We start from the raw sequence: 23918 nt of genomic DNA on the forward strand, positions 1-23918 counted from the left end.
AGACGCGGCGCACGGCAAACGGATGCCGGCCCGGATACCGCCAGTGGAGTGATCATGAACGGAGGCTTCATGCCTGGGAGTTACGCACGGCACGGGGAGGATCCTGCGGGGCCGACAATGCTCCGATGTCGCTGACCGAGGCCGAACTCCGGTGTCCCGATTATGACTTCGCCCCGAACTGGTTCGCGAACGGCGGTGTGCGCCAGCACTATCTCGACGAGGGCACGGGCGCGCCGCTGCTCATGCTGCACGGCAACCCGACGTGGAGCTACATGTGGCGGCACCTGGTGCGGGACCTGCGCTCCGACCACCGGTGCATCGTCCCCGACCACATCGGTATGGGCCCGTCCGAGCGCCCCAGTGAGTCCGACTACGCCTACACCGCCTCCAGTCGCCTGGCGGATCTGGAGCGTCTGGTGCAGCACCTGCAGGCCGAGCGTGGCCTGCCGGCCCGGGGCTGGACTCTGATCGGGCACGACTGGGGCGGAATCATCGGCATGGCCCTTGCACGCCGCCGACCCGGATGGGTCTCCCGCATCGTCATGCTCAACTCCGCCGCCTTCACGATGCCGGCCGGCTACCGCCTGCCGTGGTTCCTGCGCCTGATCCGCTCCGGGGGCCGCCCGCCGGCCTGGTTCGTGCACCGCACCAACGCCTTCGCCGTGGCCGCATCTCGTCTCGGCGTGACGTCCCCGCTGCCCGCCCCGGTACGCCGTGCCTACCTGGCCCCCTATCGCCGCGAGCACCGGCGGCTGGCGGTGCTGCGGTTCGTCCAGGACATTCCTGTGACCTCCGCCGACCCGGCGTGGCCGCTGATCGACGTGGGCCCGGACGAACCACCGGAGATGACGTCACTGCCCATGCTGCTGTGCTGGGGCGGCCGGGACCCGGTCTTCGACCACCGCTTCCTCGCCGAGTGGCGACGCCGCTTCCCCTCCGCCGAGGTACGGCTGTTTCCACGCGCCGGCCACCTCGTCCAGGAGGACGCCCGCGAGGAAGTCATCGCCTCGGTACGGGATTTCCTCGGCCGCCACCCGGAAAGGCAGAGCTGAGCCGTGGCCACCTCCCCAACTACCGTGCCCGGCACGCAGGTCGGGCTGCTGGGACGGCTGGCGCACTGGCAGCAGTGCCGGCCCGACCAGGTCGCCCTCGACACCTTCGGCGGCCGGCGCAGGGAACGAATCACGTACGCCGACCTGTACGTCCGATGCCTGCGCACCGCCGACGCGTTGGCCGCCGCGGGCATCGGCCGGGGCACTCGTGCGGTGGTGATGACCCGCCGCCCGGCGGACCTGCTCGCCACGGTGTACGCGCTGTCCGCGCTCGGAGCCTGCGCCGTGCTGATCGACCCCGGCCTGCCCCGTGCCGCACTGCGCCGGTGTCTGCAGGAGGCCGCCCCTCACGCATTCGTGGGAGAACCGCTGGCGCAGGTGGCACGCACGCTGCGCGGCTGGGCGCCGCCCAGCGTGCGCACGGTGATCTCCACCGGCCGTGGTCCCGAGCCCTGGCCGTCCATCGCCGCGCTCGCCCGCACGGCACCGCGCGTCCCGCTGGATGCCGCGGGCGACAGCACGGCGCTGATCGCGTACACCTCGGGCTCCACGGGCACACCGAAGGGCGTCGTCTACACCAACGAGCAGCTGGTACGCCAATGCGGGGCCACGGGAGGCATTCTCGGGGCGCGCCCGGGAACCGTGCTGCTCGTCGGGTTTCTGCCCTTCGCCCTGGGCGGCCCGGCCCTCGGCGTCACCGTCGTCATCCCCCGGATGGACTTCCGCAGGCCGGGCCGGGCTCGCCGGGCCGACCTGCTGCAAGCAGTGACGCAGACCGGCGCGACCTGCCTGCTGGGCTCCCCGGCCCTGATGAGCGTTCTCGCCGGAGACGGGCGCAGGGAACCGGCCCTGGCCTCCGCGCGGGCGGTCGCCACCTTCGGCGCCCCGCTGGAGTACGACCTCCTGGACCGCCTCACCGCCACCCTGCCGGACCGGTCCGTGATCCGCAGCGTGTACGGCGCCACCGAGAGCCTCCCGGTGAGTGCGATCGACGGCCGGGACCTGCGCTCCGCGCGCGCCGCATCCGAACGAGGCGCCGGACGGTGCGTGGGCCGGACCGTGCCGGCCATGTCCGTGCAAATCATCCCGCCGGACGCCGGACCGATCGCTCACTGGTCCGAGGTCGAGCCGCTGCCCGCACAGGCCATCGGCGAGATCGCGGTGTACGGCCCCCTGGTCAGCCGCACCTACTACGGCCGCCCGCACGCCGACACCGAGGCGAAGATCCTCGACGGGCCGTCCGTCTGGCACCGCACGGGCGACCTGGGCCGCAGAGACGACGAAGGCAACCTCTGGTACTGCGGACGCAAGGCGCACGCGGTCCACGGCCCCGACGGCCCCCTGTACACCGAATGCATCGAGCCGGCGTGCAACGCGGTCGACGGAGTCCGACGCACCGCGCTGGTCGACGCCGGCAGCGACCAACAGGCCCTGCCCGCACTGTGCGTGGAAACCGAAGGCCCGCGGCGCGGTGCCGAGCGGCGCCGGATCGTCGCCGACCTGCGCCGCACCCTCGCCGCACTGGACAACGGTGCCCAGGTCCGCGCGATCTTCTTCCACCCCGGGTTCCCCGTCGACGTCCGGCACAACTCGAAGATCGAACGAGGCGCACTCGGCCAGTGGGCACGGCGCCGTCTCACGGGGGAACGCGTATGAAGATCCTCGTCACCGGCGGCAGCGGATTCCTCGGCGCGGAGATCTGCCGGCGTCTCACGGCCCGCGGTCACCAGGTACGTTCCCTGCAACGCGGCCACCGGGCACTCCCGCCCGACGGGACCGAGGCCGTGTCGGGCGACATCCGCGACGCCGCGGCGGTCGCGGCCGCCGTACACGGGTGTGACGCCGTCGTGCACACGGCCGCGCTGGCCGACGTGTGGGGGCCGCGACGCGACTTCGCGTCCATCAACATCGCGGGAACGGCGGCCGTCCTGGACGCCTGCCGACACCATGGAGTGACCCGGTTGGTCAACTGCTCAAGTGCCAGTGTGGTCTTCGCCGGACGGGACCTGGAAGGCGTGGACGAGTCGGCGCCCTGTCCCAAGCGGTTCCTTGCGCCCTATCCCTGGTCCAAGGCCAGGGCGGAGCAGCTGGTCCTGGCCGCCAACAGCCCCCGTCTGACCACCGTTTCACTGCGCCCCCACCTGATCTGGGGCGACGGCGACCCCCATCTGCTGCCCGGCCTGCGCGCCGCGGTCCGACGGGGAAAGCTGCTGCTGCCCGGAGCAGGCACCAACCTCGTGGACACCGTCCACGTCGCCGACGCCGCGGAGGCGCATGTGCTGGCCGTGGAGAAACTGGCGGCCGACTCCCCGTTGGCAGGCGCCAGTTACTTCATCACCCAGGGCCGTCCCTGCACCCTCGCCACCACCGTCCGGGGCCTGCTGGCACACGATGGCAGCGCCGTGGAAATCCGGACAGTCCCCGCTTCCGCCGCACAGGCGGCCGCGGCGCTGCTGGAAGTCACGGCGAAGGCGGCACGAAGGCGACACCGTCCGCTGCTGACACGCTTCCTCGTGGCCGAACTGACCCGCGCCCACTGGTTCGACATCACCGCAGCACGCCGTGACCTCGGCTACGCCCCCACCGACCATTCGTGGCAGACGCTGGAGCCGTCAGCGCCGCTCCGGTGACGGCCGACATCACTACGACCATGGTCATGGATTGGCTGGAGCGCGCCGCGAAGCTGAGGCCGTGGAGTCGGGATGGCGTGCGGGCGCCGCACAAGCCATTGCTGCTGCTGTACGCGCTGGGCCGGTTACAGGCGGACGCCGAGGGCGAGTTGCCGTACAGCGCGGTGGAGGCGGATCTCAAACAACTGCCGGCCGAGTACGGTCCGGCGCGCGGGACCACGCCCGCCTACCCCTTCCACCATCTGGTCGGCGACGGGGTGTGGGAGGTACGGACCGTTCAGGGCGTCGGTGGGACTGGAACTGGACCCGGCGGAGACCGGCGCTGCAGCCGCGGCCGAGCGGCGCCGGCGGGACCGTGGGATGCGGGAGATCGTGCTGACCGCCTACGAGTACCAGTGCGCCTTCTGCGGCTAGGACGGCATGATCGGCACGGTGCCCGTCGGGCTGGAGGCCGCGCATGTGCGCTGGTGGGCGTGCGACGGCCCGGACGACGTCGACAACGGGCTGTGCCTGTGCTCGCTGCACCACAAGCTCTTCGACAAGGGCGTCCTCGGCATAGGCGACGGCCACCGCATCCTGGTCTCACAGCACTTCGTCGGCCGCAGCCGCGTTGCCCGCGAGCACGTCACCGCACCTGACATCGTTCGCCGCTGGGTCTGTCCCGCACAACCTCCCCCTACAATCCAATTGAAGAGTTCTTCAATTGGTTAGTTGCCGTGGTCCCTAGGTGATCCACCGTCCGGAGGTCGGAGTGAACGAAGTCGCCGAGGCGCTGCTGGCACGGGTACGCGCGGCGCGGGCAGGGCTGGCGGCTGCCGTGGATGCCGGGGACGCGTACGACGTCGCCGTGGCCCAGGACGAGCTGGACGACGCCGTGCGGCTGGCGCGGCGGCACGGGCTGGACGTCGAGGCGACGATGTCGGACGAGGGGTGATCGGGATGCCGGTTCCGCTGTATGAGGCGAAGGCCGAGTTCTTCCGGATGCTCGGCCACCCGGTCCGCATCCGGGTGCTTGAGCTGTTGCAGGACGGCCCGAAGCCGGTGCGCGAGCTGCTCGCCGAGATCGAGGTCGAGCCGTCGAACCTGTCCCAGCAGCTCGCCGTACTGCGCCGCTCGGGCATCGTGACCGCGACGCGTGCCGGTTCGACGGTCGTGTATGAGCTGGCCGGCGGCGATGTGGCCGAGCTGCTCGCCGCCGCGCGGCGGATCCTGGCCACCCTGCTGACCGGTCGGCAGGACCTGCTGGACGAGCTGCGTGCGACGGAGGCGACGCCTTGACCGGCGGCTTCCGGGGTGCCATGGCGGCGCGGCAGGCACGCTGCGGCCATCGAGCGAGCCCGGGAAGCAGCGGCGGAGCACCTCCCTGCGGACGTCGAGCCGGGGCTGCCGGATCTGTGCGACGAAGGCTTGGGCGCGGGACTGCGGGCGGGGGCCGAGCCGGCCGCCCACTACGACGGGGACAGCAGCGGACATCACAGGACAGCAGGGAGACGACACGGTGACCGACCAGGCATCCGAGCAGGCATCCGATCGGTCTGCGGACAAGCAGCGGAAGCCGAAGGCCAAAGACCGGGAGTGGCAGATCGAGCGCGGTGTAGCGATCCGGGCCGGCTTTTACATCTTCGGCACGCATCTGTTCGCCGGGTTCGTGTGGCTGCTCTTCTACCTGGGCGAGCACGCGCACAAGTGACCCGGTTTGCGCGAGGGCGCTCGTGCCGGCGACAGGGGCCGACCGGCCCTGATGCCGACCCCGCCCGGCCCATGGCCCGTTCTCTTCCGGCCAAGGAAGATCAACTGTCCCTGGAAGACTTCATCAATTCGGCGGCTGCCATCACCGACGGAAACTCGATCGGCCAGGGCCCGCGAGAGCGCGCCGCGAGGGATCCGGCGTGGAGAAAGGGCCGCCTGAAGTGATCGCTGTTGTGGGACACCCCGACCTCACCGCACCCACGCTGGCCATGCTGGAGGAGGAGCTGTACTGGCGGCTGGCCGAGTTCGCACGGGCGGGCAAGGCAGGGCTGGTGCGCGCCGGGCAAGGGCTCCCGGTCACCTTCGGCAGGGCCGCTCGCGCCGCGGGGTTGGCGCTGGTGACCGTCCTGCCCTCCAGGAACGGCGTACCCGACATCCTGCAGTCGTGCGATCGCCGGGCGGCCGGGGAACTGTTGCTGCTCTCGGAGCAGGTACGGCTGCTGGAGTTCGACCCGTCCGACCATGGTGCCTGTGTGGGGGCGGACGAGAGCCTGCTGCGCTCGTGCGCGCGGCTGCTGGCGGTGTGGGACGGCTCCCCGTCCGACAGCCGGGACGCGACAGCGCATCTCGTGGCCTTCGCCCGCGGCAGCGGGATGGACGTCCAGATTCTGTGGCCCGAGGGAGCCGGTCGGAAGGCGCCGTGTGAGGAGACTTCATGAGCCCGGCCCCCTACGAACGCGCCTCGTCCGCGCGCATGGTCGAGCTCAGCCGTGACGAGGCCCTGAGGCTTCTGGGCACCGTGCAGTTGGGGCGGGTCGCCTTCACCGATCAGGCACTGCCGGCGATCCGCCCCGTCAACCACCTCCTGCACGACGGCGACATCATCGTGCGCACGCACGGCGGCTCCGCCCTGCTGGGGCGTGCGCTGCAGTCCGAAGTGGTGGCGTACGAGGCCGACGAGATCGACGCGGCGACACGGACCGGCTGGAGCGTCGTGGTCACCGGCACGGCGACCCGGGTCATGGATCCCGGGGCGCTCGCCCGGTATCGGGGTCTGCTCATGCCGTGGGTCGACCCCGAGATGGGGCAGGTGGTACGGATCCGTGCGGAGATCGTCAGCGGCTACCGCCTGGTGCGAGGTGCGCCTTCCTGACGCAGGCGGGCCCGGGTACAGGGTTCGGCTCGTGCCCTGGTGGAGGGAGACGTATGAGGACTTCCCGCGAGCGGAGTTGCGACGTTTTTCCGGTACTGCTCTGCCTCTGCGGCGAACCCGCACCGGCTGGGAGGGGCCATCTCCCGGTGTTGCCGAGCGCTGTCCAGCTCTCGGGAGACGACCGCCGTGCGAGGGCCGTCGTCACGACGGCGGCTTTCCTTCCACCTGCGCGGCCTGCAGGTCGGCGAGGAGCTCGGCCTGCCCGGCCAGCACGCCCGACAGGATCGTGCGGGCCACCCGCAGCAGCTCGGCGACGTGCGGGCTGGTCAGCGAGTAGTACACGGTCGAGCCCTCCTTGCGGGTCTTGACCAGGTTCGCCCGCCGCAGCACGGCCAGCTGCTGCGAGAGGTGCGCAGGCTCGATGCCCACCTCGGGCAGCATCTCCGCCACTGCATGCTCGCGCTCGCTCAGCAGTTCCAGGACGCGGATACGCGCGGGGTGACCGAGGGTTTTGAAGAACTCTGCCTTCAGCTGGTACAGCGGCGTACTCACCTGGCCGTCCCCTCCCAGGTACAGCGGCACGGCCCCACCGGCCGGGTCTCGGCGCATTGCATCCACCCACTCATCAAGAACATGCGGCCCATCCTCGCGTGCGGCACCGGCAGCACCGAAACCGCGTCGAGGAACCCAGCCGCCGAATCCAGCGGTGATGACCTCAGCAATTGCCAACATTGGTAATCACTGAGGTCGTGTGAGGAGGATTGCGTGAGGATCACCACTCGTGGCGGCCCTCCGCGTGTTCCGTGCGTCCCCTGCCGTGCGCGGCGAGCGCTGCGGCCAGGTCGGTGTGCACCGGGATCGGCGGACCGTCTGCAGCCGGGACGAGGGAGCCGTCGGCGGGGATGGCGGCCAGCTCAAGGCTGCGGCCCGCCTCGGCCAGCCGGTCTGCGGCTTCGGTGATCGCCCCTTGCCCTTCGGCCGACCAGCCGCGCAGCTCGGTCAGGTCGACGATCACCGGTCCGGTGCCGCGCGCCAGCGCCCAGCCGACCGCGCCGGTGAAGCGGTGGACCGCGTCCGGGCCCAGGTATCCGGCGACGGAGAGGACGCCGAGGTTCTCCTCGACGGTGTAGCGCCAGTCGATGGTCATGAGGGTGTACTTCCTGGTGCGGGTGGTCGGTCGGAGGCGTGCCGATCCGTCAGAGGGTCAGAGGGGGAGGGTGATCCAGATGCTCTTGCCCCGGCTGTCGGCATCCGCGCGGACCACCGCCGTGCCGCCCAGAGCGAGGACGAGCTCCATGACGGTGGCCAGGCCCCTGCCGCCGGTGTCGCCGACCGCCGCGTGCAGCGGGGGCTCGTACGGGTGGCGGTCATGGACGGCGAAGGCCAGGCAGTCCGGCCCCGCCGCGTAGACCACGGTCACCGTCGGGGAGAGGACGGCGGCGTGCCGGACGCTGTTGGTGACCAGTTCGCTCAGGATCAGCAGGGCCGGGTCCACGGTGGGGTGGCGTAAGCCGATCCCCCACTCGACCAGTGCCTGTTCGGCCGTCTCGCGGGCCATCCGGACGGCGGACGGTTCGGTGGGCAGCGTGAGCACGTGCCGGTAGGGCAGGGTCCCGGTCTCCGTGGACATCACGCCTCCGCGCGGGCGAGGCGGAAACCGGTGACGGTCTTGGGGTGCAGCCGCAGCAGGGTGTCGTGCGGGCCGTGGGTCCAGCCGGTCAGGGCGCGCCGGTAGTGGGATGCCTCGTCGGGGTCTGTGATCACCTCGGCCGGTCCGCAGACGGTGACCGTCCAGCCGACGCCGGGCCCGGCCCGGACCTCGTCCACGTGGTACGTCGCCGTCGCGGGCACCGCCGCGGCCGGGGCCGGGGTACGCGCGATCAGGCGGCCGTACTCCCACACGTGCCGGGCGGGCCGGATCACGGTCAGGTCCCGCTGCGTGTACACCAGCCGGCCCAGGTTGCTGCCTTCCAGCAGCCAGAGGGCCTCCGCGCCGGAGACCTCGACCATGCGCAGGAGGGCGGGGGGTGTGCTCATCGCAGGGCTTCCTCGCCGGCGGTTCGGGGCTTGTGGACGAGAGGGGCGGGCAGGACTCCGGCCGTCTCCAAGTGGTCGCGCGCGGCCCGGATCGCGTCGGGGGTGCCGGCGTACTCCCGGCCCTCGTGCCGCAGCAGTTCCAGCGCGCCGACGGAGTCCAGGACCTGGCGTTGGCCGGGGCGTATCCCGGAGGCGAAGACGGCGATGCCACGGCGCTGCAGCTTCTCCACCGCGTCCTTGAGGACGAGGGCGCCGGTGGCGTCCATGGTCGACACCCGCGACATCCGCAGGATCACCGCCCTTACGTCGGCGACCTCGGTCAGTTCCAGCAGGAAGCGGTGCGCGGCGGCGAAGAACAGCGGCCCGTCGATGCGGTAGGCGACGATGTGCTCGGCCAGCAGGGCGTGCTCCTCGGCGCTGTGGTCGCCCCGGTCGAGCGGCACCTGGTCGAAGCGGGCCTGTTTGGCGACGGCGCGCAGGGCGAGGGCACCCGCGACGACGAGGCCGATGATCACGGCGTACACGAGGTCCAGAGCCAGCGTCGCCACGGCCGTGAGGACGAGTATCAGGGCGTCCGAGCGGGTTGCCGTCGCCATGGCCTTCAGCGAGCCGACCTCGACCATGCGGATCGCGGTGGCCAGCAGGACGCCGGCGAGGGCGGCCAGCGGAATCCTGGAGACGAGGGGCGCCGCCGCGAAGACGATCAGGGCGAGGACGGCGGCGTGGGTGAGGGCGGCGAGTCGGGAGCTCGCGCCGGTGCGGACGTTGACCGCGGTGCGGGCTATCGCGCCCGTCGCCGGGACCCCGCCGAAGAGAGGCGCGGCGATGTTCGCAAGCCCCTGCCCGAGCAACTCCCGGTCCGGGTCGTGCTGCTGACCGACCGTCATGCCGTCGGCGACCGACGCGGACAGCAAGGACTCCAGGGCGGCGAGCGCCGCGACCGCCACGGCGGGAGCGAGCAGGGTGCCGAGCGAGCCGAGATCGAGGAAGGACAGCGACGGTACGGGCAGCCCGGACGGCAGGTCGCCGATCGGCTCGGCCGCGTCCAGGTGAGCCAGTTGTGCCACGGTCGTCGCCGCGATCACGGCGACGATCGAGAACGGCACGGTCGGCCGCCACCGGGCCCCGAGCAGCATTACCGCGGCCACCGCGACCGCGAGACCGACCGCCGTCCAGTTCGGATGTTTTGCGAACTCCTCCGCCGCGCGCCAGGTCACCACCAGCACCCGGTCGCCTTCCGGCTTGGGCACGCCGAGCGCGTTCGGGATCTGCTGCAGGCCGATCACGCAGGCGATGCCGAGGGTGAAGCCCTCGACGACCGGGGCGGGCACGTACTGCATGTACTTTCCGGCCCGCAGCACCGCCAGGCCGACGAGCATGACACCCGCCATGAGCCCGACGGTGAGCACCCCCGTAGGCCCGTACCGACCGACGATCGGCACCAGGACCACCGTCATGGCGCCGGTCGGCCCGGACACCTGCAGGTTGGACCCGCCGAACACCGCGGCGAGCGCGCCCGCGACCACGGCCGTCGCCAGGCCCGCCTCGGCGCCGAGCCCGGAGGAGACACCGAAGCCGAGGGCGAGCGGCAGCGCGACGATCGCCACGGTCAGCCCGGCGAGCAGGTCCCTGCGCGGGTCACGCCGCATCTCCGCGAGGTCGGCGCGATTGGGCAGCAACACCACGATCCGGGCCCATGCCCGGCTGAATGCGGTGGTCATCGCGCGACGACCTCGACTTCTTGCAGCTCGGCCAGCAGCTCGTTCCTCCCGGCCAGCATCTCGGTCAGGATCCGCCGCGCCGCCTTCATCAGGTCGGCGACGTCGCCGCCGGCCAGCTCGTAGACGACGGTCGAACCCTCGCGGGTGGAGGCGACGATCCCCGAGCGGCGCAGCACGGCCAGCTGTTGCGACAGGCTGGAGGGCTCCACCTCTATGGCGGCCAGCAGGTCCCGCACCGGCATCGGGCCGTCCTGCAGCAGCTCCAGCACCCGTATCCGTACGGGATGGCCCAGCATCCGGAAGAACTCGGCCTTGGCCTGGTACAGCGGAACGGACACGACCCCTCGGCTTCCCCTGAAGACCCCACCGCGGGGCCAGACGCGAAAGCTGCGCCCACTGCTATCTGCGAGCGCAGCCAACACAGCATCTAACCAATTGCGAAATTTTGCAATTCAGCATCCGGCCACAGCCTTGGTGACCCCGTACGGAGGGGCCGTCGATCGTGGGATCAGGCCTTTTTGACGACGCTCGACTTGAGCTGCATCGCCCCGAAACCGTCGACCTTGCAGTCGATGTCGTGACCATCGACCCCGTCGACCAGCCGGATGCCGCGCACCTTGGTGCCGGCCTTGATCCCCGACGGGCTGCCCTTCACCTTGAGCGCCTTCACGACCACCACGGAGTCGCCGTCCTGCAGCACATTGCCCACGGCGTCCCTGACGACACGCTCCCCGGCGGCCTCACCGCCCTCGGCACCGGCCTCGGCGGGAACCCATTCGTGGCCGCACTCGGGGCACACCACCAGGGCGTTCATCTCGTAGGTGTACTCGCAGGAGCACTTCGGACAGGGCGGAGGATTCTCATTCATCCCGTCAGGCTATCCGGGATTCGGTACGCAAATGATCACCGTCCGCGCGGCCGGCCGGCTCACGGCATCGTGATGAGGGCGAGGCATGTGCCTTTGGCGGGTACGCCGGCCTCGGGCCATTCCGCGGGAATGCGCCCGGTGGCCGTGTCGAGCAATCGCGGGTGGCCGACGAGCGAGACCACTTGATCGCCGCGGGGCAGGAGCAGGACACCCGGCTCGGCAGCGGCGACACGGCTGCGGTGGAGCCATCGCGCCCCGGACACCGACCACACACCGAGATGGCCCGGGGGAAGCGCTGCCCTCTCCTCCTCGTCCCACTCTTCCGTCCCCGTCGCCAGGACCAGCCGATCGGCATCGAACCAGCAGCCTGCCGTCACCTCGCCGTTCCTGACCGCCGCGGCCGGCAGCACGCCCTCGCGGCCGCAGCGCCCCCCACGCCGGAGGACCTTGGGCAGTCCCCTCGCCGGAAATCTACGGGACCCCGTCCGCGGGGCGGGTGACACCGCGGCTTCCTCCGGTCATCGACCACCGTCGCGGCGCCCGAGGCTGAAGTCGAACGCCACCGTTCCCGGATCGAGTGCGGTGACGCCGCCGTCCACCGTGAGCACCGCGCCGTTGACGAACGACGCGGCAGGCGAGAGCAGCCAGACAATCGCCTCGGCCACCTCGGAAGGGTCGCCGGGGCGCCCTGCGGGCACCAGTTTCGTGGCCTCTGCGTAAGCCTCCTCGATGCCGCTGCCCAGTCCCGATTCCTCGGCGAAGCGGGCCATGCGGCGGTCGGCCATCTCGGTGCGCACCCAGCTGGGGCACACGGTGTTGGCCCGCAGCCCCCGGCTGCCGTAGTCGACGGCCAAGGAGCGGCACAGCTGAAGCAGCGCGGCCTTGGAGGTTGCGTAGGCGGCGTTGCCCGGCCCGTTGCGCAGCGCCGAGACGGAGGCGACGGCGACGACCGAGCCGCGGGTCTTCAGCAGGTGCGGGAGTGCGGCGCGCAGGAGCAGGAAGGGGCCCGTCAGGTTGGTGCGCATCACCAACTCCCATGTCTCGTCGGAGAGTTCACCCACTGCACCGCCGCGTCCGACGCCCGCGTTGAGGACCAGCCCGTCGAGCCTGCCGTAGCGCGAGACCGTGGCCTCGACGAGCTCACGTACGGCAGCGGCATCCGTGAGATCAGCAGGGTGAGGAAGAGCGCCGGTTTCCTCGGCGATCTGCTGCAGCGGCTCGGGCCGTCGTCCGCCGATGACGACGTGGTGTCCGTCGGCACGAAGCAGCCGGGTGGTGGCGGCGCCGATGCCGGTGCCGCCACCGGTGACCACCACAACACGCTTGTCAGCCATGGTTGTTGGGGCTCCTTGTCTGCCGGAAACCTGGCTGTGTGATCTTACGCAGAGGCGTTCGGGCGGTTCACAGCTCGATGCGCGGTTGGCCGTTCGTGGCGCTGAGGCCGCCGTCCACAGGTATCTGAGCGCCGGTCATGTAGCGCGCGTCGGGACCGGCGAGGAAGGCGACGACTCCCGCGATCTCCTCGGGTTCGGCGACGCGGCCGAAGGGGATGCGCTCCGCGAAGGACTTCACGACCGGCGTGTCGGGGGTGGCGCCCGCGGTGATCCCGGTGTTGAGCGTGAATCCGGGGTGGACGGCGTTCACGCGGACCTCGGGGGCGTGATCCAGCGCCATGGCGCGGGTGAGGTTGACGACAGCGCCCTTGGCTGCGTTGTAGGCGACCATGCCGTAGTCGCCGCCCAGACCTCCCGATGATCCGACATTGACGATGGAGCCGTGGGTGACGCGCAGATGCCGGATCGACGCCCTGCTCGTGTGGTACACGGCGTCGAGGTTGATCGCCATCGCCGCTCGCCACTGATCGGGGCTGACGGCCTCCACCGTGCCGAACGACGGCACTCCCGCATTGTTGACCAGGACATCGAGACGCCCCAGATCCGCAACGACGGAGGCGATCAGTGCATCGGCCTCGTCCGGCACGGTGAGGTCTGCGGTGCGCGCGAGGACGGTCGCTCCGGCGGGGGCCGCCGCGGCGGTCTTGTCGAGCTTCTCCCGCGTCCGCCCGACGATCACGACGGCAGCGCCGTCGGCGGCGAACCGGTGCGCGACCGCGGCGCCGATGCCCGACCCGCCTCCGGTGACCACAACGACTCGATCGGCAACATGACTCACTGCTCGGTCCTCTCGGGTGGTGCGCCGACGCTGGTACGTCCGGCTGCGCCCACGTTAGGAAGACCGGCACCGCATACGCTTGAACCGCAGTGCCACACCGGCAGAACATCCGCGCCACGACGGAAGCGAGGCGGCCTTGACGGTGACGAACGGGCCGGGGCCCGGTCGGACGTTCGCCGTGGATGTCACCGCGCCGGGCAACCCCAGGCACGGCTTCGACGTCTTCCGGAGCGGCTGGGAGGCACAGGTCGGCGAGGCGTATCCCGCACCCGCGTTCGCTCCGGGCAGCACAGGGGACTTCCGGATCAGTGCCCGCGCGGTCAAGGCGCACGAATCGGTGATCGCCGATGTCCACAGCGAGTCGCTCATCGGCACCAACGAGGGCGTGTCCCCCCAGCGCGACGACCAGGTGCTGATGCATGTCGTACGTCGGCACGCCTGGAGTTTCACCCGACGGCGCGACGGCGAACTCACCGTAGCGGCTGGGCACTTCATGCTTCAGCGCAGCGGACCGCCGACGTTCGAGGTGGCACGGCACACCTCGGCGAAGGTGCTGATCCTGCCCGCGTCGGCACTCGGACCGCTGACAGCGGAGCGTCTGATCACCGGATCGGCCGCCTCGGCCGAAATGCGGCTGCTGCTCGCCCACGTGAACCTGGTCGGCGAGACCGTGCAGGACCTCACCCCGGCCGGTGCGCAGGCCGCCCAGCACGCCCTGATCGAGCTGGTCAAGGGGGTGCTGAGGCAGCAGGCCGACGGTACCGAGCAGCGCCTCGGCCACGCACTGGTCCGGGCGGCGAAGGACCTCGCGGACAGCCGACTCACCGATCCGGGGCTCTCGCCGTCGGTTCTGGCCCGTGAACTCAGCGTCTCCGTACGGACGTTGCACCGGGCGTTCGCGGCAGCCGAGGAGACCGTCTCCGGACACATCCGGCGCAGCAGGCTCGAACGGGCCCGGCTGGAACTCCTCGCGCCGGCGGGCCGGCCGGGCATCTCCGAACTCGCCGCGCACTGGCAGTTCGCCGACAGCAGCCACTTCATCCGGGCCTTCAAGAGCCAGTACGGCCTGACACCCGCCGAGTTCGCGCGTACATCCGGCGGCGCGGAGCCGGGGACCGGCTAACCGGCGCGGAGACGCCTACTCGCGGTACGCGGCCGTCGCGATCTGGACGAACGACCGGAGCAACGGGTTGGCATCGCCCTCGTTCGACGCCACCACCACGCGGCTCGGCGCCATGTCGGTCAGCGGTACCACGGCCAGTTCCGCGGGCAGGTCGTGCCCGAGCGGGGCCATTCCGACCGTTCCGTTCCAGAGCACGGCCTGCACGCACTCCTGGACGGCACGCACCACCGGACCCTCGCGCGGCTCGCCGCCGTTCCAGTACGTCCGCCAGAGCGGGTCGGTGCTGTCCGGGAAGCGGAACCAGCGCCGGTTCGCCAGGTCGGCCAGTTCGAGGTGGTCGTGGCGGGCCAGCGGGTCGTCGGCGCGCAGCACCGCACCCACCGGGTCGGCGCGCAACTCCCGTACCGTCAGGCCGGTCTCGTCGAACGGCCCCCGGGTCAGGGCGATGTCGACCAGTCCGGCGCGCAGCCCGCAGGTCGGATCGGTCAGGTCGGTCTCGCGGATGCGGACCTCGACGCCCGGGTGCCGCCGACGGTACGCGGCAGCCAGCCGCGCGGCACCCCGGTCATTGCCGTCGCCCAGGATGCCGACGGTCAGGCTGGCGGCACCGGCCGCCACAGCCACGCGCACGCGTACCCGCTCGGCCTGGTCGAGCAGGGTGCGCGCCTCATCGAGGAGTGCCGCCCCGGCCGGGGTGAGCGTGACGCCTGCGGCGGAGCGGTACAGCAGGGCGGCTCCGACGTCGGTCTCCAGCTGCTTCACGGCCCGGCTCAGCGGTGGCTGGCTCATGTGCAGCCGGGCGGCGGCGCGGCCGAAGTGGAGTTCCTCGGCGACGGCCACGAAATAGCGCAGCGTGCGTAGCTCCATGACCGGCGACAATACCCGTACGGTATCGGGCCCACCTGGTCGGTCTTGGACGGCCGGGGTCCGGGGGCAGTGGAATCGGAACATGACGGACGAACAGCTTCCCGACCCCGCAGTGCAGGTTGCCCATGCCCAGGAGATCGCGCCGGACCTGCTGGTGATCCCGAACCACCGGGTCCAACTGGTGCCCAATATCGGCATCATCGCCGGTACGCAGGCCGTACTCGTCGTCGAGACAGGCATCGGCACCGCCAACGCCGAGCAGGTCCTCGCCTTCGCCTCCGAGGTGGCGAAGGGCCGCCGGCTGTACCTGACCACGACCCACTTCCACCCCGAGCACGCCTTCGGTGCGCACGTCTTCGCCGACCGGGCCACGTACCTGGCCAACCGTGCACAGGCGGACGACCTGAAGACGAAGGGGCCCGGCTACCTGGAGATGTTCCGCAGCTTCGGCGGGCCGATCGCCCGCCGTCTCGAAGGCGTCCCGGTGCCGGCCCCCGACGTGGTCTACGACGACGGCAGCGGGTACGACCTCGACCTCGGCGGCCGGACCGTACGGCTGCGGCCCACCGGCCGGGGGCACACGAAGGGCGACCAGGTGGTCGAAGTGCCGGACGCGGGCGTCCTGTTCACCGGTGACCTGGCCGAGACGGGGCAGTTCGCCATCTTCCCGTGGTTCCCGCCGTACGACACGGATGTCTCCGGTGTGCGCTGGCTGACGGTGATGGACCGGCTGGCCGCCGGCGCACCCCGGGTGGTGGTGCCGGGTCACGGCGACCTCGGCGGGCCTCAGGTGCTCGCCGACGTCCGTGACTATCTGCGCGAACTGCGCGACGAGACCTGGGTCAGGCGTGATTCCGCGATGAGCGAGGACGAGATCGTCGCCGAGGTCCGGGCGTTGCTGATCGAGCGGCATCCCGAGTGGGTCGGCCAGGAGTGGATCGAGCGGGGCGTCGGGTGCCTGTGCGCCGAACACGCCGTATGACTCCCGATTGACTGGTCGGCTCCCGTATGGCTCGTCCTCAGGCCGCTCCTCGGCCGGTACGGGTGCCGAGGACCGAAGCGGTGAAGTGCGCCAGCTGGTCCCGCAGTTCCTCGCGGGGCGCGCCCTTCTCGCCGGCCAGGTATGCGACGAGGTCGGCGCGGGTGGCGGCGAGCAGTGCATGGGCGGTGAAGTCGATGAAGTCGGTGCCCGCCAGTCCGGGGATCTGGCCCAGCAGGTCCCGGAGCAGGGTGTGCCAGCGCTCGTAGTGTTCGGTGCGGTAGGGGCTGTCCGCGCCGGTCTGCTCCAGGGCCAGTGCGAGGTGGCGGTTGTCGAGCTTGAAGCAGAGGACGGCGTCGAGCAGGGCCGGCACGCGCACCAGCGGCGGGGTGGCGGGCCCCAGGGGCGGCGGGCCCTCTTCGACCGCGTTCCTGATCGGTTCGAGCCGTGCCTCGTACAGCGCGCGGATCAGCCCGGTGCGATCACCGAAGGCGCGGAAGAGGGTGGCCTTGCCGACGCCTGCCGCAGCCGCGATGTCGGCCATGGTGACGCTCTCGGGACTCTGGCCCTGAGCGAACAGCGCGTCGGCGGCCGCGAAGACGGCCGCCCGGTTACGAGTTGCGTCCTTGCGCGGTCTGCGCTCGGTCACGTGATTCCTCTCCTTGCAAAGCGGACCGGCGGTCCATATCATCCAACGAAACGGACCCAGGGTCCGTATCGTACGGGACGGAGGACCTCATGCCCATGCCCACGCCCACCTCACCGAGCAACCCGAGGGAGCCGGAGGAGCTCTACCGCCACAGCCTGCGCCTGCTCCTCGACAAGGACATTCCCGCCTGGGTCGGCCTGTGGGCCGAGGACGGTGTCATGGAGTTCCCCTTCGCGCCCCCGGGTTGGCCCGAGCGGCTGGAGGGCCGGGAGGCCGTCGCCGCCTATATGCGCGACTATCCCGACCACATCGACCTGCACGACTTCCCCGACCTGCGGATCCACCGGACCGCCGCCCCTGAGACCATCGTTGTCGAGATGCGCGGCGTGGGCCGACTGGTCAAGACGGGGGCCGCCTTTGACATGACCTACATCGCCGTCGTGAACGTCGAGGAGGGGCGCTTCACCTCCTACCGGGACTACTGGAACCCGCTCGCCGTCCAAGCGCCGGGCCTGGACTTCGCGGGGAGCGATGCCCGATGACCGTCACCGGCACCACCTTGGTCATCGGGGCCACCGGCACCACCGGCAGCCGCACCGCCGCCGGGCTGATCGCCGCCGGTCACCACGTCAGGGCCGCGAGCCGAAGTGCCACCCGGCTCCCGGGCACTCAGCCGGTCCGGTTCGACTGGTACGACCCCGCCACCTTCGGCGATGCCCTCGCCGGAGCCGAACGCGTCTACCTCGTCCCACCGGTCGGCGATCCGGACCCGGCCGCGGTCATGCTGCCGTTCCTGCGCCTGGCCCGCACCGCGGGCATACACCGCGCCGTACTCCTCAGTTCCTCGGCCGTCCCCGAAGGGGGCCCGGCGGTGGGAGAGATCCATCGGGCCCTGCCCGGCCTGTTCGGCGAGTGGGCGGTACTGCGGCCCTCCTGGTTCATGCAGAACTTCACCGGCACGCACGCACACGCCCGCAGCATCCGTGAAGACGGCGCCATACTGACCGCGGCCGGGACCGGGCGGGTCGGATTCGTCGACGCCGACGACATCGCCGCTGTTGCAGTACGGGCCCTGACCGCCGACCGCGCGCCCGACACCGACCTGGTCCTCACCGGCCCGGAGGCACTCAGCCACGACGACATCGCCGCAATCGTCACGGAGGTCACCGGCCGCCCCGTGGTCCACCGCAGCCTGACGTATGCACAGCTGCGTGACCGCCTGGCCGCGATCGTTCCGCCGGAGTTCGCCGCCATGCTGGCCGACATGGACCGCGCCATCGCCGAGGGGGCCGAGGACCGGACCACCGACACCGTCCAGCGCCTCACCGGCCGCCGGCCCCACAGCTTCCGGACCGTGGCCGAACGGGAGCTTCGGGCGGTGCGGGACACCAGCGCCATCCGGTAGGTGCCCCACGCCCGGCCACCCCCACTCTGCACGGTGTCGCCACCTTGGCCGGGACGTCAGCTCACGCGTTGTTCGGCCAGGTCCAGCCAGTGCTCCACGTCGAGCGGGGTGAAGTGCCTGATGGCCCAGTCGACCATGCGAAGGCTCATGTGAGCCCAGGTGGGGCGCAGGATGTCCGCGGGCAGCGAATCGAGGACGGCGTCCAGACGCTCTGTCACCCCTCGGTCGATTTCCTGCCCGTGGATGCCGAAGCGCAGGGTGACCAGATCGAATCGACGGTCCCCACGGGCGGCTCCGTCCCAGTCCACGACTCCGGTGATCGCCCCGCCGCTCGCCAGCAAGTTGCCCGGATGGAAGTCCATGTGCACCGCGTCCGCCCCGGACAGCCGAGGCCGGCTGTCGGCGCCGACGGCGGCGATCCAACGTTCCAGCGCCGCACTGCGGCGGTTGTGCTGACGCAGTGGCCCGTGCAGGCAGTAGCCGGGGCCGTCGTCGCGCAAGTGCAGGTCCACTGCGGGGATGTCAGGGCGGTCGGAAAGCTGGTCGGCCTGCAACTGGTTGAGTTGCAGCACCTGGTCCAGGACGCGGTGGTCGAGCCGGTCGGGCTTCCTGCCCGGCAGAAGTTCCTGCACCATGACCACCGCGTGGCCGACCTGGGCAATCAGCTCGGTGGCCGGAGCCGGATAGCCGGCCAGCCGCAGCGCCTCGGTCACAGCGAGTGGTCCCGCCTCCATCTCGTCGGCCCGGCTATGAGGCCGCCACTTCAGAACGGACCGGTGACCGTCCGTCCAGCGCACATAGGCAGCACCGACCTGCCCGCCCGGGCAGGCGCCTTCGAGACTCAAGCGGACACCGGCCTGCTCGTGAAGGGCGTCCACCATCCGTGCGGCATCGAGCCGTTCGGCACGCGCCCACTCTTGCGGAGAAGAACTCACCGGGTCGATTGTCCCTGTCATCGTGTGTGTGGCGTGCTCGGAATGGGATCACAAGCAATTGGCGACGTCCCAGAGCCGCACCGTCCTGTCCTTGCTCGCACCGGCGAAGATCTTGCCGTCGGGGCTGAACGCCGGGTGGTCGGGGCTGAGCGCCGGGCCGCTGTCGATGGAGCTGACGCCGGTGATGGTGGTGACCGGCTTGCGGGTTGCCACATCCCACAGCCGCACCTTCTCGTCCTTGCCTACGATGGCGAGGGCGTTCCCGCTGGGGCTGAACCCCACTGGTGTTCCACCGGGGTTGACGATGGCGATGCTCTTGCCGGTGTTGACGTCCCAGAGCCGTACCGCCGAGTCCTTGCTCGTACCGACAAAGGTCTTGCCGTCGAGGCTGAACCACCCATAGGGGGTGTCGGCGAAGGTGCTGATGGCCTTGCCGGTGCTCACGTTCCACAGCCGCACGGGGTTGGCGCCGTCCTCCACCGCAATGGTCTTGCCGTCAGGGCTGAACATGCCGCCGTAGGCATTGGTGATGGTGGCGGTTGTCTCGCGGGTGCGCACGTTCCACAGCCGCACCGTCTTGTCCTTGCTGCCGGTGGCGAGGGTTTCCCCGTCGCGGCTGAACGCCATGTACGCAATTCCGTTGGTGTGGCCGGGGAGGGTCGCGGTCCTCTTGCCGGATTCGACGTCCCACAGCCGCACCGGGTTGTCGAACTTCTCGTCAGGATGGTGGGCGCTGGCGGTGGCGACGGTTTTCCCGTCGGGGCTGACGGCCACACTGACGACCCCCTTCTGGCCGGTGTGGATGGCGGTCGTCCTGCCGGTGGATACGTTGCGCAGCTGAACTGTGACCGGATCCGTCCGGTCGGGGTCGATCTGGTCCTGGGTGACGAGGAAGCGCCCGTCGGGGCTGAACACCTCACCGTTGTTCGGGAGAGTTTGCCGCCGGATGGTGGCGGTGGTCTTGTGGGTGCGCAGGTCCCACAGCCGTACGGAGTCGACGTCTGTGGCCTCCGTGAACGTGGCGATGGTCTTCTTGTCCGGGCTGAACACCAGCCATTGTCCGGCGCCGCGGAGGACGTCGGGGGGCGGGAGGGTGCTGGGGCAGTGGCGTTCGTTCCCCGTCTCCCTGGAGGTGAGGAGGGCCCCGCCGACGGCCGCCGCCACTGCGAGGGCGGTGACCCCGGCGGTGAGCACCTTGGCCCGGCGGGTGCGGGGGAGCAGGCGAGATCTTCTGCGGGCGGCGCCGGGGGCAGGGGCGTCGGGATGAGGGCCGGGCGGTGGCTCGGCAGCCTGCTCGGGCATCGGGGACGTTCGATCGCTCGATGGCACGGGAGGAGGCTCGGGAGGGAATACCGCAGGGGACTGGGCCGGGGCCTCTGGTGCTGATGGTGCGGGCAGTGGCTCCGGCGGTGGTTCGGAGGCCTGCGGAGAAATGGACCGCAGGCGCGCTGCAGCAGCGGTGGACACGAGTTTGCTGTCGTCGTTGGCGAGCCGGCGGATCTCCTCGAGGGCGCAGCCGCGTACGACGTCGTTGCCGATGCGGTGGAGGTGGGCGAGTCCGTCGAGGGCGGCGAGCCGGTCGGCGGCGATGGGGCTGCCGATGGAGTTGCGCAGGTGGGCGGGAAGGGTCCAGTTGACGTTGCGGGCGATGACGATGCGGCCCTCGACGCTGTCGAGCTTCTTCGGCCGCTGCTGCGGCATTTCGTCGACGACGCGGTCGTGGGCGTAGCCGTACAGCTCGTCGAGGGTGATGTCGCCGTCGCCGTCGAGATCGGCGCTGCCGTCGCGAAGGCCGGCCACGAGGTGGCGGGTGAACACGGACTGCGATGCCTGACCGTGCGCCTGGTCGCCCTCGAACGAGTACTGGGTCGCGTCCGACGCGGTCAGCACGGTCCGGCCCCGGCCCTGGAAACGCTCCAGTGCATGGACCGCCGGGTCGCCCTTGGAGATCCGGCCGGCCGGGAAGGCCCCGCTGTAGCAGCAGTCGAGGATGAGTACCTTCTGCCGAGATACGCAGCCCTCCATGGCCTGGTCGATGTGCTCGGCGGACAGCGCGGTGAACAGGAGGCTGTCGCGGCGGGTGTTGGTCATCGCCAGATACAGGCGCCCGCCGTCGTCCTTGAGGCCGTGGCCCGTGAAGTACAGCAGGGTGAGATCGCCACGGCGCCGGTCGCGGTAGAAGTCGCCGATGGCTTCGCCGACGAGATGGTGCGGCTGGTTGATCAGGGCGGTGACCTCGAACCCTGCGATGTCCGGGTCCCGCAGCACTGTGGCGAACGCCTCCGCGTCGTGCGCCGGAGCCGTCAACTGCCGCAGTCCGTTGTCCTGGTAGTCGTACGTGGCGATCAGCAGCGCCAGCCGGCGTCCCATCGCTAACCGCCGGTGTGCCGACGGACGTACGCCTCGACAAGCGCGGTGAACACGCCACCTGACGCACTCAACGCGACCACGATGGCCCCCACGGCCACTGCGTCGGCGCCCTTCGCCCCGTCGGGCGCCGGACCGGCGGCAACCACACGGACCGATTCGATGTCCAACTCGGCGATATCGGCGCGGAGTTGACGCGCTGTCCGCTCCCCCGCTTCCGCATCCAGCTCGGGATCGGGCGCGACCGCCACCAGCACGTCCACCACACCGTCCGGCCGTCGGCCCGTACGGCCGACTCTCGCCGCAGCGTCGTTACCCATAGGTCCCCCGATGGTGAGTCCCCGCGCCCCCTCCCGCACAGTGTGACGCCCTCCGGCCACACACCGCAGCCGGTCGTGACTACTTGCCGAGTCCGCTCGCGGCCTGGCGCGAGGGGCGGGGTGGCCGGCCGGAGGCGCCCTGCCCTCGACAGCCTCGGCGCGGAGCAAGGCGCGGCGACAGCCGTATGGGCGGCTACGTCCCCCGAGCGCGAGATGGCTCGGGCTCAGTCGCGCTTCTGCACGAGCTTCACGCGGTGACCCTCAGGATCGCGCAGCCAGGGCATACCGAAGACGGCCGTCCGGCGAGTCGCTCGGACTCGTCAGTGGCTCGCCTCCTGCGTCGAGCGCCATCCGATGCAGACCGTCGACGTCGTCGCACCACAACACAACCTCGGTGTTCCCCCCGGGCCTTGTGGCGATGCCGAAGAGTTCGTCGCCCACGCGGGCCGAACTGAACCCGATCCGCACGCCTTGCACTCTCCACCTCGACCTGGTGCGGCTCGCCGTCGGGAGGGAAGCGGAAACGCTCGGGCATCCCGAGGCGACGGAAGAACGCCGCGCAGCGTTCCACGCCGTCGCACCACAGATTGACCTGAACGGCCTCGAACTCCCCCATGCTCACACGCTACTTGACGGGCCTGGCCGACCCCGGGGTTGGAGACGCGTTGACCTCAACTGCGCTTGAGGGACGAGTCTGCAGCCATGGACACCGAAGAGATGCAGCGACAGTTGCAGGCCCTGACCGACCGCGCTGAGATCACCGATCTGATGGACCGCTATCTGCGTTCCCTGGACGACGGGGTTTTCGACGAGGAATGGGCCCGCACGTTCCACACCGAAGACGTCACCGCGGAGATGCCCATCGGCACCGTCCGCGGCCGCGACGCCCTGCTGGCCCGCGTCCGGCAGGGAATGGCACTGTTCGACCGAACCGTGCATCTGGGCACCAACGCCATCATCGAGATCGACGGGGCCCGGGCCACTGCCCGTGGCGCCCAGCTGAGCACCCACGTTCTGGCAGACGGCTCGGGAAGCGTCTTCATCTCCGCCGGCCATGCCGACACCGAACTGGCCAGGACGGCCGACGGCTGGCGGATCTCCGCCTCGACACTGCGGGTGGTGTGGACCCAGGGACCCCCTCCGCGGCTGACGGACGAGATGGCCCCGGTTCCGGCGGCCTAGGTCGGCGCCGCCCAACTCCGTCACCGCCTTCGAGCCGGTCCCGTCCTCCCCTACGGGCCCGGCTTGACGGTCTTCATCGTGAAGTGCGAGGTGACGTTCTTGATCCGGGGGATGGTCATGACCCGCCGGCTGAGGAATGCCTCATAGGCGGGCAGATCGGTGACGGCCACGCGGACGAAATAGTCGGGGCTGCCGAACAGCCTCCGCAGCTCCAGTACTTCCTCCGCCTGCGCCAGCGTACAGATCGCGGGCCGCCCGGTCGTTCGCGCCCGCGCCTGGTTTCTGGCCGAACTCGACACCACCGCGGTCGCGGGTGGTCCGGGCGAGCGCCTCACCCCGCCCCAGTCACTCGGCTCGTGGCCCATGTCGGACGTCTGGCCCGGCGGCTACATCGCCTCCGTGGACGTCCGCCCCGTCGCGCCGCCCCGGCCGGGGCGTACGGCTGCCTGGATCTCCACGCCGCTCGATCTGGTCGCCGGCGTTCCGGTGAGCCCGCTCGCCTCGTATCTCGCCCTGGTCGACACCGCCAACGGCATCGCCGTCCTGCAGCCGCCGACCGCGTGGATGTTCCCCAATGTCGACCTGACCGTCCACCTGCACCGCCAACCGCGCGGCGACTGGACCGGACTGGACACCACGGTCGCCTTCGGCCCGTCCGGACAGGGCCTGACCAGCACGGTCCTGCGCGACGTCGACGGCCCGGTCGGACACGCCCAGCAGATCCTCACGGTGAGGCCGCTGTCCGGGGCATGAGGGCGGGGCCCGGCGC

29 protein-coding genes and 2 pseudogenes are annotated in these 23918 nt (G+C 70.9%); 15 read left to right on the plus strand and 16 right to left on the minus strand.

All coding sequences use genetic code 11. The features are described from left to right. The first annotated feature begins 125 nt into the window (after nucleotides 1-125). The 9 genes and pseudogenes from P2Q00_RS05980 to P2Q00_RS06020 all read left to right on the plus strand — a co-directional run bounded on the left by P2Q00_RS05980 (nucleotide 126) and on the right by P2Q00_RS06020 (nucleotide 6524). The gene (locus tag P2Q00_RS05980) at nucleotides 126-1052 is read left to right on the plus strand and encodes an alpha/beta fold hydrolase (RefSeq protein WP_275770271.1); all 927 of its coding nucleotides are present in this window, start codon (nucleotides 126-128) and stop codon (nucleotides 1050-1052) included. Between the two features lie 24 nt (nucleotides 1053-1076). Next, on the plus strand, nucleotides 1077-2708 hold the full coding sequence (locus P2Q00_RS05985; protein WP_275770273.1) for a fatty acid CoA ligase family protein: 1632 nt from the start codon (nucleotides 1077-1079) through the stop codon (nucleotides 2706-2708). After that, entirely contained in the window at nucleotides 2705-3682 is a 978-nt protein-coding gene (locus P2Q00_RS05990) for an NAD-dependent epimerase/dehydratase family protein (protein ID WP_275770275.1), read from the plus strand. The genes P2Q00_RS05985 and P2Q00_RS05990 overlap by 4 nt, the downstream gene beginning before the upstream one ends. Nucleotides 3683-3708: 26 nt before the next feature. After that, nucleotides 3709-4393 (plus strand): annotated as a pseudogene (locus P2Q00_RS05995) (HNH endonuclease). 40 nt (nucleotides 4394-4433) lie between these two features. Continuing rightward, complete coding sequence (locus tag P2Q00_RS06000) at nucleotides 4434-4616, plus strand: hypothetical protein (protein WP_275770276.1); 183 nt, start codon at nucleotides 4434-4436, stop codon at nucleotides 4614-4616. Nucleotides 4617-4621: 5 nt separating this feature from the next. After that, on the plus strand, nucleotides 4622-4960 hold the full coding sequence (locus P2Q00_RS06005; protein WP_275770277.1) for an ArsR/SmtB family transcription factor: 339 nt from the start codon (nucleotides 4622-4624) through the stop codon (nucleotides 4958-4960). A 220-nt stretch (nucleotides 4961-5180) separates the two neighbouring features. Beyond that, nucleotides 5181-5372, plus strand: a complete 192-nt coding sequence (locus P2Q00_RS06010; RefSeq protein ID WP_275770278.1) for a DUF6126 family protein — start codon at nucleotides 5181-5183, stop codon at nucleotides 5370-5372. Nucleotides 5373-5592: 220 nt separating this feature from the next. After that, complete coding sequence (locus P2Q00_RS06015) at nucleotides 5593-6090, plus strand: hypothetical protein (protein ID WP_275770280.1); 498 nt, start codon at nucleotides 5593-5595, stop codon at nucleotides 6088-6090. Next, complete coding sequence (locus P2Q00_RS06020) at nucleotides 6087-6524, plus strand: pyridoxamine 5'-phosphate oxidase family protein (RefSeq protein ID WP_275770282.1); 438 nt, start codon at nucleotides 6087-6089, stop codon at nucleotides 6522-6524. The genes P2Q00_RS06015 and P2Q00_RS06020 overlap by 4 nt, the downstream gene beginning before the upstream one ends. 201 nt (nucleotides 6525-6725) lie before the next feature. Here P2Q00_RS06020 and P2Q00_RS06025 read toward each other — a convergent pair whose 3' ends face one another. The 10 genes from P2Q00_RS06025 to budC form a co-directional block, all read right to left on the minus strand. Next, a complete protein-coding gene (locus P2Q00_RS06025) occupies nucleotides 6726-7076 on the minus strand; it encodes an ArsR/SmtB family transcription factor (RefSeq protein WP_275770284.1) in 351 nt (116 codons plus the stop codon). 220 nt (nucleotides 7077-7296) lie between these two features. Further along, nucleotides 7297-7671, minus strand: coding sequence for an STAS domain-containing protein (locus P2Q00_RS06030; protein ID WP_275770286.1), 375 nt, complete (start codon nucleotides 7669-7671; stop codon nucleotides 7297-7299). A gap of 57 nt (nucleotides 7672-7728) precedes the next feature. Beyond that, nucleotides 7729-8154 (minus strand): ATP-binding protein, encoded by a 426-nt coding sequence (locus P2Q00_RS06035; protein WP_275770287.1) that lies wholly within the window; start codon nucleotides 8152-8154, stop codon nucleotides 7729-7731. After that, nucleotides 8154-8561, minus strand: a complete 408-nt coding sequence (locus P2Q00_RS06040; protein WP_275770289.1) for a pyridoxamine 5'-phosphate oxidase family protein — start codon at nucleotides 8559-8561, stop codon at nucleotides 8154-8156. The genes P2Q00_RS06035 and P2Q00_RS06040 overlap by 1 nt, the downstream gene beginning before the upstream one ends. Further along, nucleotides 8558-10282, minus strand: coding sequence for a SulP family inorganic anion transporter (locus P2Q00_RS06045; RefSeq protein ID WP_275770291.1), 1725 nt, complete (start codon nucleotides 10280-10282; stop codon nucleotides 8558-8560). Before P2Q00_RS06045 ends, P2Q00_RS06040 begins: the two co-directional genes overlap by 4 nt. Continuing rightward, entirely contained in the window at nucleotides 10279-10620 is a 342-nt protein-coding gene (locus P2Q00_RS06050) for an ArsR/SmtB family transcription factor (protein WP_275770293.1), read from the minus strand. The genes P2Q00_RS06045 and P2Q00_RS06050 overlap by 4 nt, the downstream gene beginning before the upstream one ends. Nucleotides 10621-10790: 170 nt before the next feature. Then, nucleotides 10791-11150, minus strand: a complete 360-nt coding sequence (locus P2Q00_RS06055) for a zinc ribbon domain-containing protein YjdM (RefSeq protein ID WP_275770295.1) — start codon at nucleotides 11148-11150, stop codon at nucleotides 10791-10793. Nucleotides 11151-11209: 59 nt separating this feature from the next. Then, entirely contained in the window at nucleotides 11210-11527 is a 318-nt protein-coding gene (locus tag P2Q00_RS06060) for a hypothetical protein (protein ID WP_275770297.1), read from the minus strand. A 141-nt stretch (nucleotides 11528-11668) separates the two neighbouring features. Then, nucleotides 11669-12484: an SDR family NAD(P)-dependent oxidoreductase gene (locus P2Q00_RS06065; RefSeq protein WP_275770298.1), complete on the minus strand. Its 816-nt coding sequence runs from the start codon at nucleotides 12482-12484 to the stop codon at nucleotides 11669-11671. Nucleotides 12485-12551: 67 nt separating this feature from the next. Then, nucleotides 12552-13322, minus strand: coding sequence for a meso-2,3-butanediol dehydrogenase (gene budC / locus P2Q00_RS06070; RefSeq protein ID WP_275770299.1), 771 nt, complete (start codon nucleotides 13320-13322; stop codon nucleotides 12552-12554). A 142-nt stretch (nucleotides 13323-13464) separates the two neighbouring features. On the opposite strand from budC, the gene P2Q00_RS06075 reads away from it, so the two are divergent. Beyond that, on the plus strand, nucleotides 13465-14445 hold the full coding sequence (locus P2Q00_RS06075; protein WP_275770300.1) for a helix-turn-helix domain-containing protein: 981 nt from the start codon (nucleotides 13465-13467) through the stop codon (nucleotides 14443-14445). Nucleotides 14446-14460: 15 nt separating this feature from the next. On the opposite strand, the gene P2Q00_RS06080 is transcribed toward P2Q00_RS06075, so the two are convergent. Then, on the minus strand, nucleotides 14461-15312 hold the full coding sequence (locus P2Q00_RS06080) for a LysR family transcriptional regulator (RefSeq protein WP_275770301.1): 852 nt from the start codon (nucleotides 15310-15312) through the stop codon (nucleotides 14461-14463). An 82-nt stretch (nucleotides 15313-15394) separates the two neighbouring features. Between P2Q00_RS06080 and P2Q00_RS06085 the strand changes: the two genes are divergently transcribed. Next, the gene (locus tag P2Q00_RS06085; RefSeq protein WP_275770302.1) at nucleotides 15395-16294 is read left to right on the plus strand and encodes an MBL fold metallo-hydrolase; all 900 of its coding nucleotides are present in this window, start codon (nucleotides 15395-15397) and stop codon (nucleotides 16292-16294) included. 37 nt (nucleotides 16295-16331) lie between these two features. Here the strand turns inward: P2Q00_RS06085 and P2Q00_RS06090 are convergent, their stop codons facing one another. Then, on the minus strand, nucleotides 16332-16940 hold the full coding sequence (locus P2Q00_RS06090) for a TetR/AcrR family transcriptional regulator (protein ID WP_275770303.1): 609 nt from the start codon (nucleotides 16938-16940) through the stop codon (nucleotides 16332-16334). Nucleotides 16941-17035: 95 nt separating this feature from the next. Between P2Q00_RS06090 and P2Q00_RS06095 the strand changes: the two genes are divergently transcribed. Both P2Q00_RS06095 and P2Q00_RS06100 read left to right on the plus strand, forming a co-directional pair. Beyond that, entirely contained in the window at nucleotides 17036-17482 is a 447-nt protein-coding gene (locus P2Q00_RS06095) for a nuclear transport factor 2 family protein (protein ID WP_275770733.1), read from the plus strand. After that, nucleotides 17479-18345: an NAD(P)H-binding protein gene (locus P2Q00_RS06100; RefSeq protein WP_275770304.1), complete on the plus strand. Its 867-nt coding sequence runs from the start codon at nucleotides 17479-17481 to the stop codon at nucleotides 18343-18345. The genes P2Q00_RS06095 and P2Q00_RS06100 overlap by 4 nt, the downstream gene beginning before the upstream one ends. Before the next feature lie 56 nt (nucleotides 18346-18401). Here the strand turns inward: P2Q00_RS06100 and P2Q00_RS06105 are convergent, their stop codons facing one another. From P2Q00_RS06105 to P2Q00_RS06115, 3 genes are read right to left on the minus strand one after another with little or no spacing between them, the layout of a single operon-like run. Then, the gene (locus tag P2Q00_RS06105) at nucleotides 18402-19301 is read right to left on the minus strand and encodes a phosphotransferase (RefSeq protein ID WP_338059294.1); all 900 of its coding nucleotides are present in this window, start codon (nucleotides 19299-19301) and stop codon (nucleotides 18402-18404) included. Nucleotides 19302-19328: 27 nt separating this feature from the next. Beyond that, the gene (locus P2Q00_RS06110; protein WP_275770305.1) at nucleotides 19329-21650 is read right to left on the minus strand and encodes a caspase, EACC1-associated type; all 2322 of its coding nucleotides are present in this window, start codon (nucleotides 21648-21650) and stop codon (nucleotides 19329-19331) included. A gap of 2 nt (nucleotides 21651-21652) precedes the next feature. Next, nucleotides 21653-21967: a hypothetical protein gene (locus P2Q00_RS06115; RefSeq protein WP_275770306.1), complete on the minus strand. Its 315-nt coding sequence runs from the start codon at nucleotides 21965-21967 to the stop codon at nucleotides 21653-21655. A gap of 702 nt (nucleotides 21968-22669) precedes the next feature. Between P2Q00_RS06115 and P2Q00_RS06120 the strand changes: the two genes are divergently transcribed. Further along, complete coding sequence (locus P2Q00_RS06120) at nucleotides 22670-23149, plus strand: nuclear transport factor 2 family protein (RefSeq protein WP_275770308.1); 480 nt, start codon at nucleotides 22670-22672, stop codon at nucleotides 23147-23149. A gap of 50 nt (nucleotides 23150-23199) precedes the next feature. On the opposite strand, the gene P2Q00_RS06125 is transcribed toward P2Q00_RS06120, so the two are convergent. Continuing rightward, entirely contained in the window at nucleotides 23200-23484 is a 285-nt protein-coding gene (locus tag P2Q00_RS06125) for an Lrp/AsnC ligand binding domain-containing protein (protein WP_275770735.1), read from the minus strand. Here P2Q00_RS06125 and P2Q00_RS06130 point away from each other — a divergent pair. Continuing rightward, nucleotides 23381-23902, plus strand: a pseudogene (locus P2Q00_RS06130) (thioesterase family protein); the annotation flags it as partial. The gene P2Q00_RS06125 and the pseudogene P2Q00_RS06130 sit on opposite strands and share 104 nt — an antisense overlap. Between the last annotated feature and the right edge of the window lie 16 nt (nucleotides 23903-23918).

Source organism: Streptomyces coacervatus (genome assembly GCF_029223485.1).
GTDB classification, from domain to species: Bacteria; Actinomycetota; Actinomycetes; order Streptomycetales; family Streptomycetaceae; genus Streptomyces; species Streptomyces coacervatus.

Excerpts from the sequence above, each read along its gene's own strand:
- P2Q00_RS05980 (WP_275770271.1), top strand. The coding sequence starts at position 126 with ATGTCGCTGACCGAGGCCGAACTCCGGTGTCCCGATTATGACTTCGCC.
- P2Q00_RS05990 (WP_275770275.1), top strand. The coding sequence starts at position 2,705 with ATGAAGATCCTCGTCACCGGCGGCAGCGGATTCCTCGGCGCGGAGATC.
- P2Q00_RS06005 (WP_275770277.1), top strand. The coding sequence starts at position 4,622 with ATGCCGGTTCCGCTGTATGAGGCGAAGGCCGAGTTCTTCCGGATGCTC.
- P2Q00_RS06020 (WP_275770282.1), top strand. The coding sequence starts at position 6,087 with ATGAGCCCGGCCCCCTACGAACGCGCCTCGTCCGCGCGCATGGTCGAG.
- P2Q00_RS06030 (WP_275770286.1), bottom strand. The coding sequence starts at position 7,671 with ATGACCATCGACTGGCGCTACACCGTCGAGGAGAACCTCGGCGTCCTC.
- P2Q00_RS06035 (WP_275770287.1), bottom strand. The coding sequence starts at position 8,154 with ATGTCCACGGAGACCGGGACCCTGCCCTACCGGCACGTGCTCACGCTG.
- P2Q00_RS06040 (WP_275770289.1), bottom strand. The coding sequence starts at position 8,561 with ATGAGCACACCCCCCGCCCTCCTGCGCATGGTCGAGGTCTCCGGCGCG.
- P2Q00_RS06045 (WP_275770291.1), bottom strand. The coding sequence starts at position 10,282 with ATGACCACCGCATTCAGCCGGGCATGGGCCCGGATCGTGGTGTTGCTG.
- P2Q00_RS06055 (WP_275770295.1), bottom strand. The coding sequence starts at position 11,150 with ATGAATGAGAATCCTCCGCCCTGTCCGAAGTGCTCCTGCGAGTACACC.
- P2Q00_RS06065 (WP_275770298.1), bottom strand. The coding sequence starts at position 12,484 with ATGGCTGACAAGCGTGTTGTGGTGGTCACCGGTGGCGGCACCGGCATC.
- P2Q00_RS06080 (WP_275770301.1), bottom strand. The coding sequence starts at position 15,312 with ATGGAGCTACGCACGCTGCGCTATTTCGTGGCCGTCGCCGAGGAACTC.
- P2Q00_RS06085 (WP_275770302.1), top strand. The coding sequence starts at position 15,395 with ATGACGGACGAACAGCTTCCCGACCCCGCAGTGCAGGTTGCCCATGCC.
- P2Q00_RS06095 (WP_275770733.1), top strand. The coding sequence starts at position 17,036 with ATGCCCACGCCCACCTCACCGAGCAACCCGAGGGAGCCGGAGGAGCTC.
- P2Q00_RS06100 (WP_275770304.1), top strand. The coding sequence starts at position 17,479 with ATGACCGTCACCGGCACCACCTTGGTCATCGGGGCCACCGGCACCACC.
- P2Q00_RS06105 (WP_338059294.1), bottom strand. The coding sequence starts at position 19,301 with ATGACAGGGACAATCGACCCGGTGAGTTCTTCTCCGCAAGAGTGGGCG.
- P2Q00_RS06110 (WP_275770305.1), bottom strand. The coding sequence starts at position 21,650 with ATGGGACGCCGGCTGGCGCTGCTGATCGCCACGTACGACTACCAGGAC.
- P2Q00_RS06115 (WP_275770306.1), bottom strand. The coding sequence starts at position 21,967 with ATGGGTAACGACGCTGCGGCGAGAGTCGGCCGTACGGGCCGACGGCCG.
- P2Q00_RS06120 (WP_275770308.1), top strand. The coding sequence starts at position 22,670 with ATGGACACCGAAGAGATGCAGCGACAGTTGCAGGCCCTGACCGACCGC.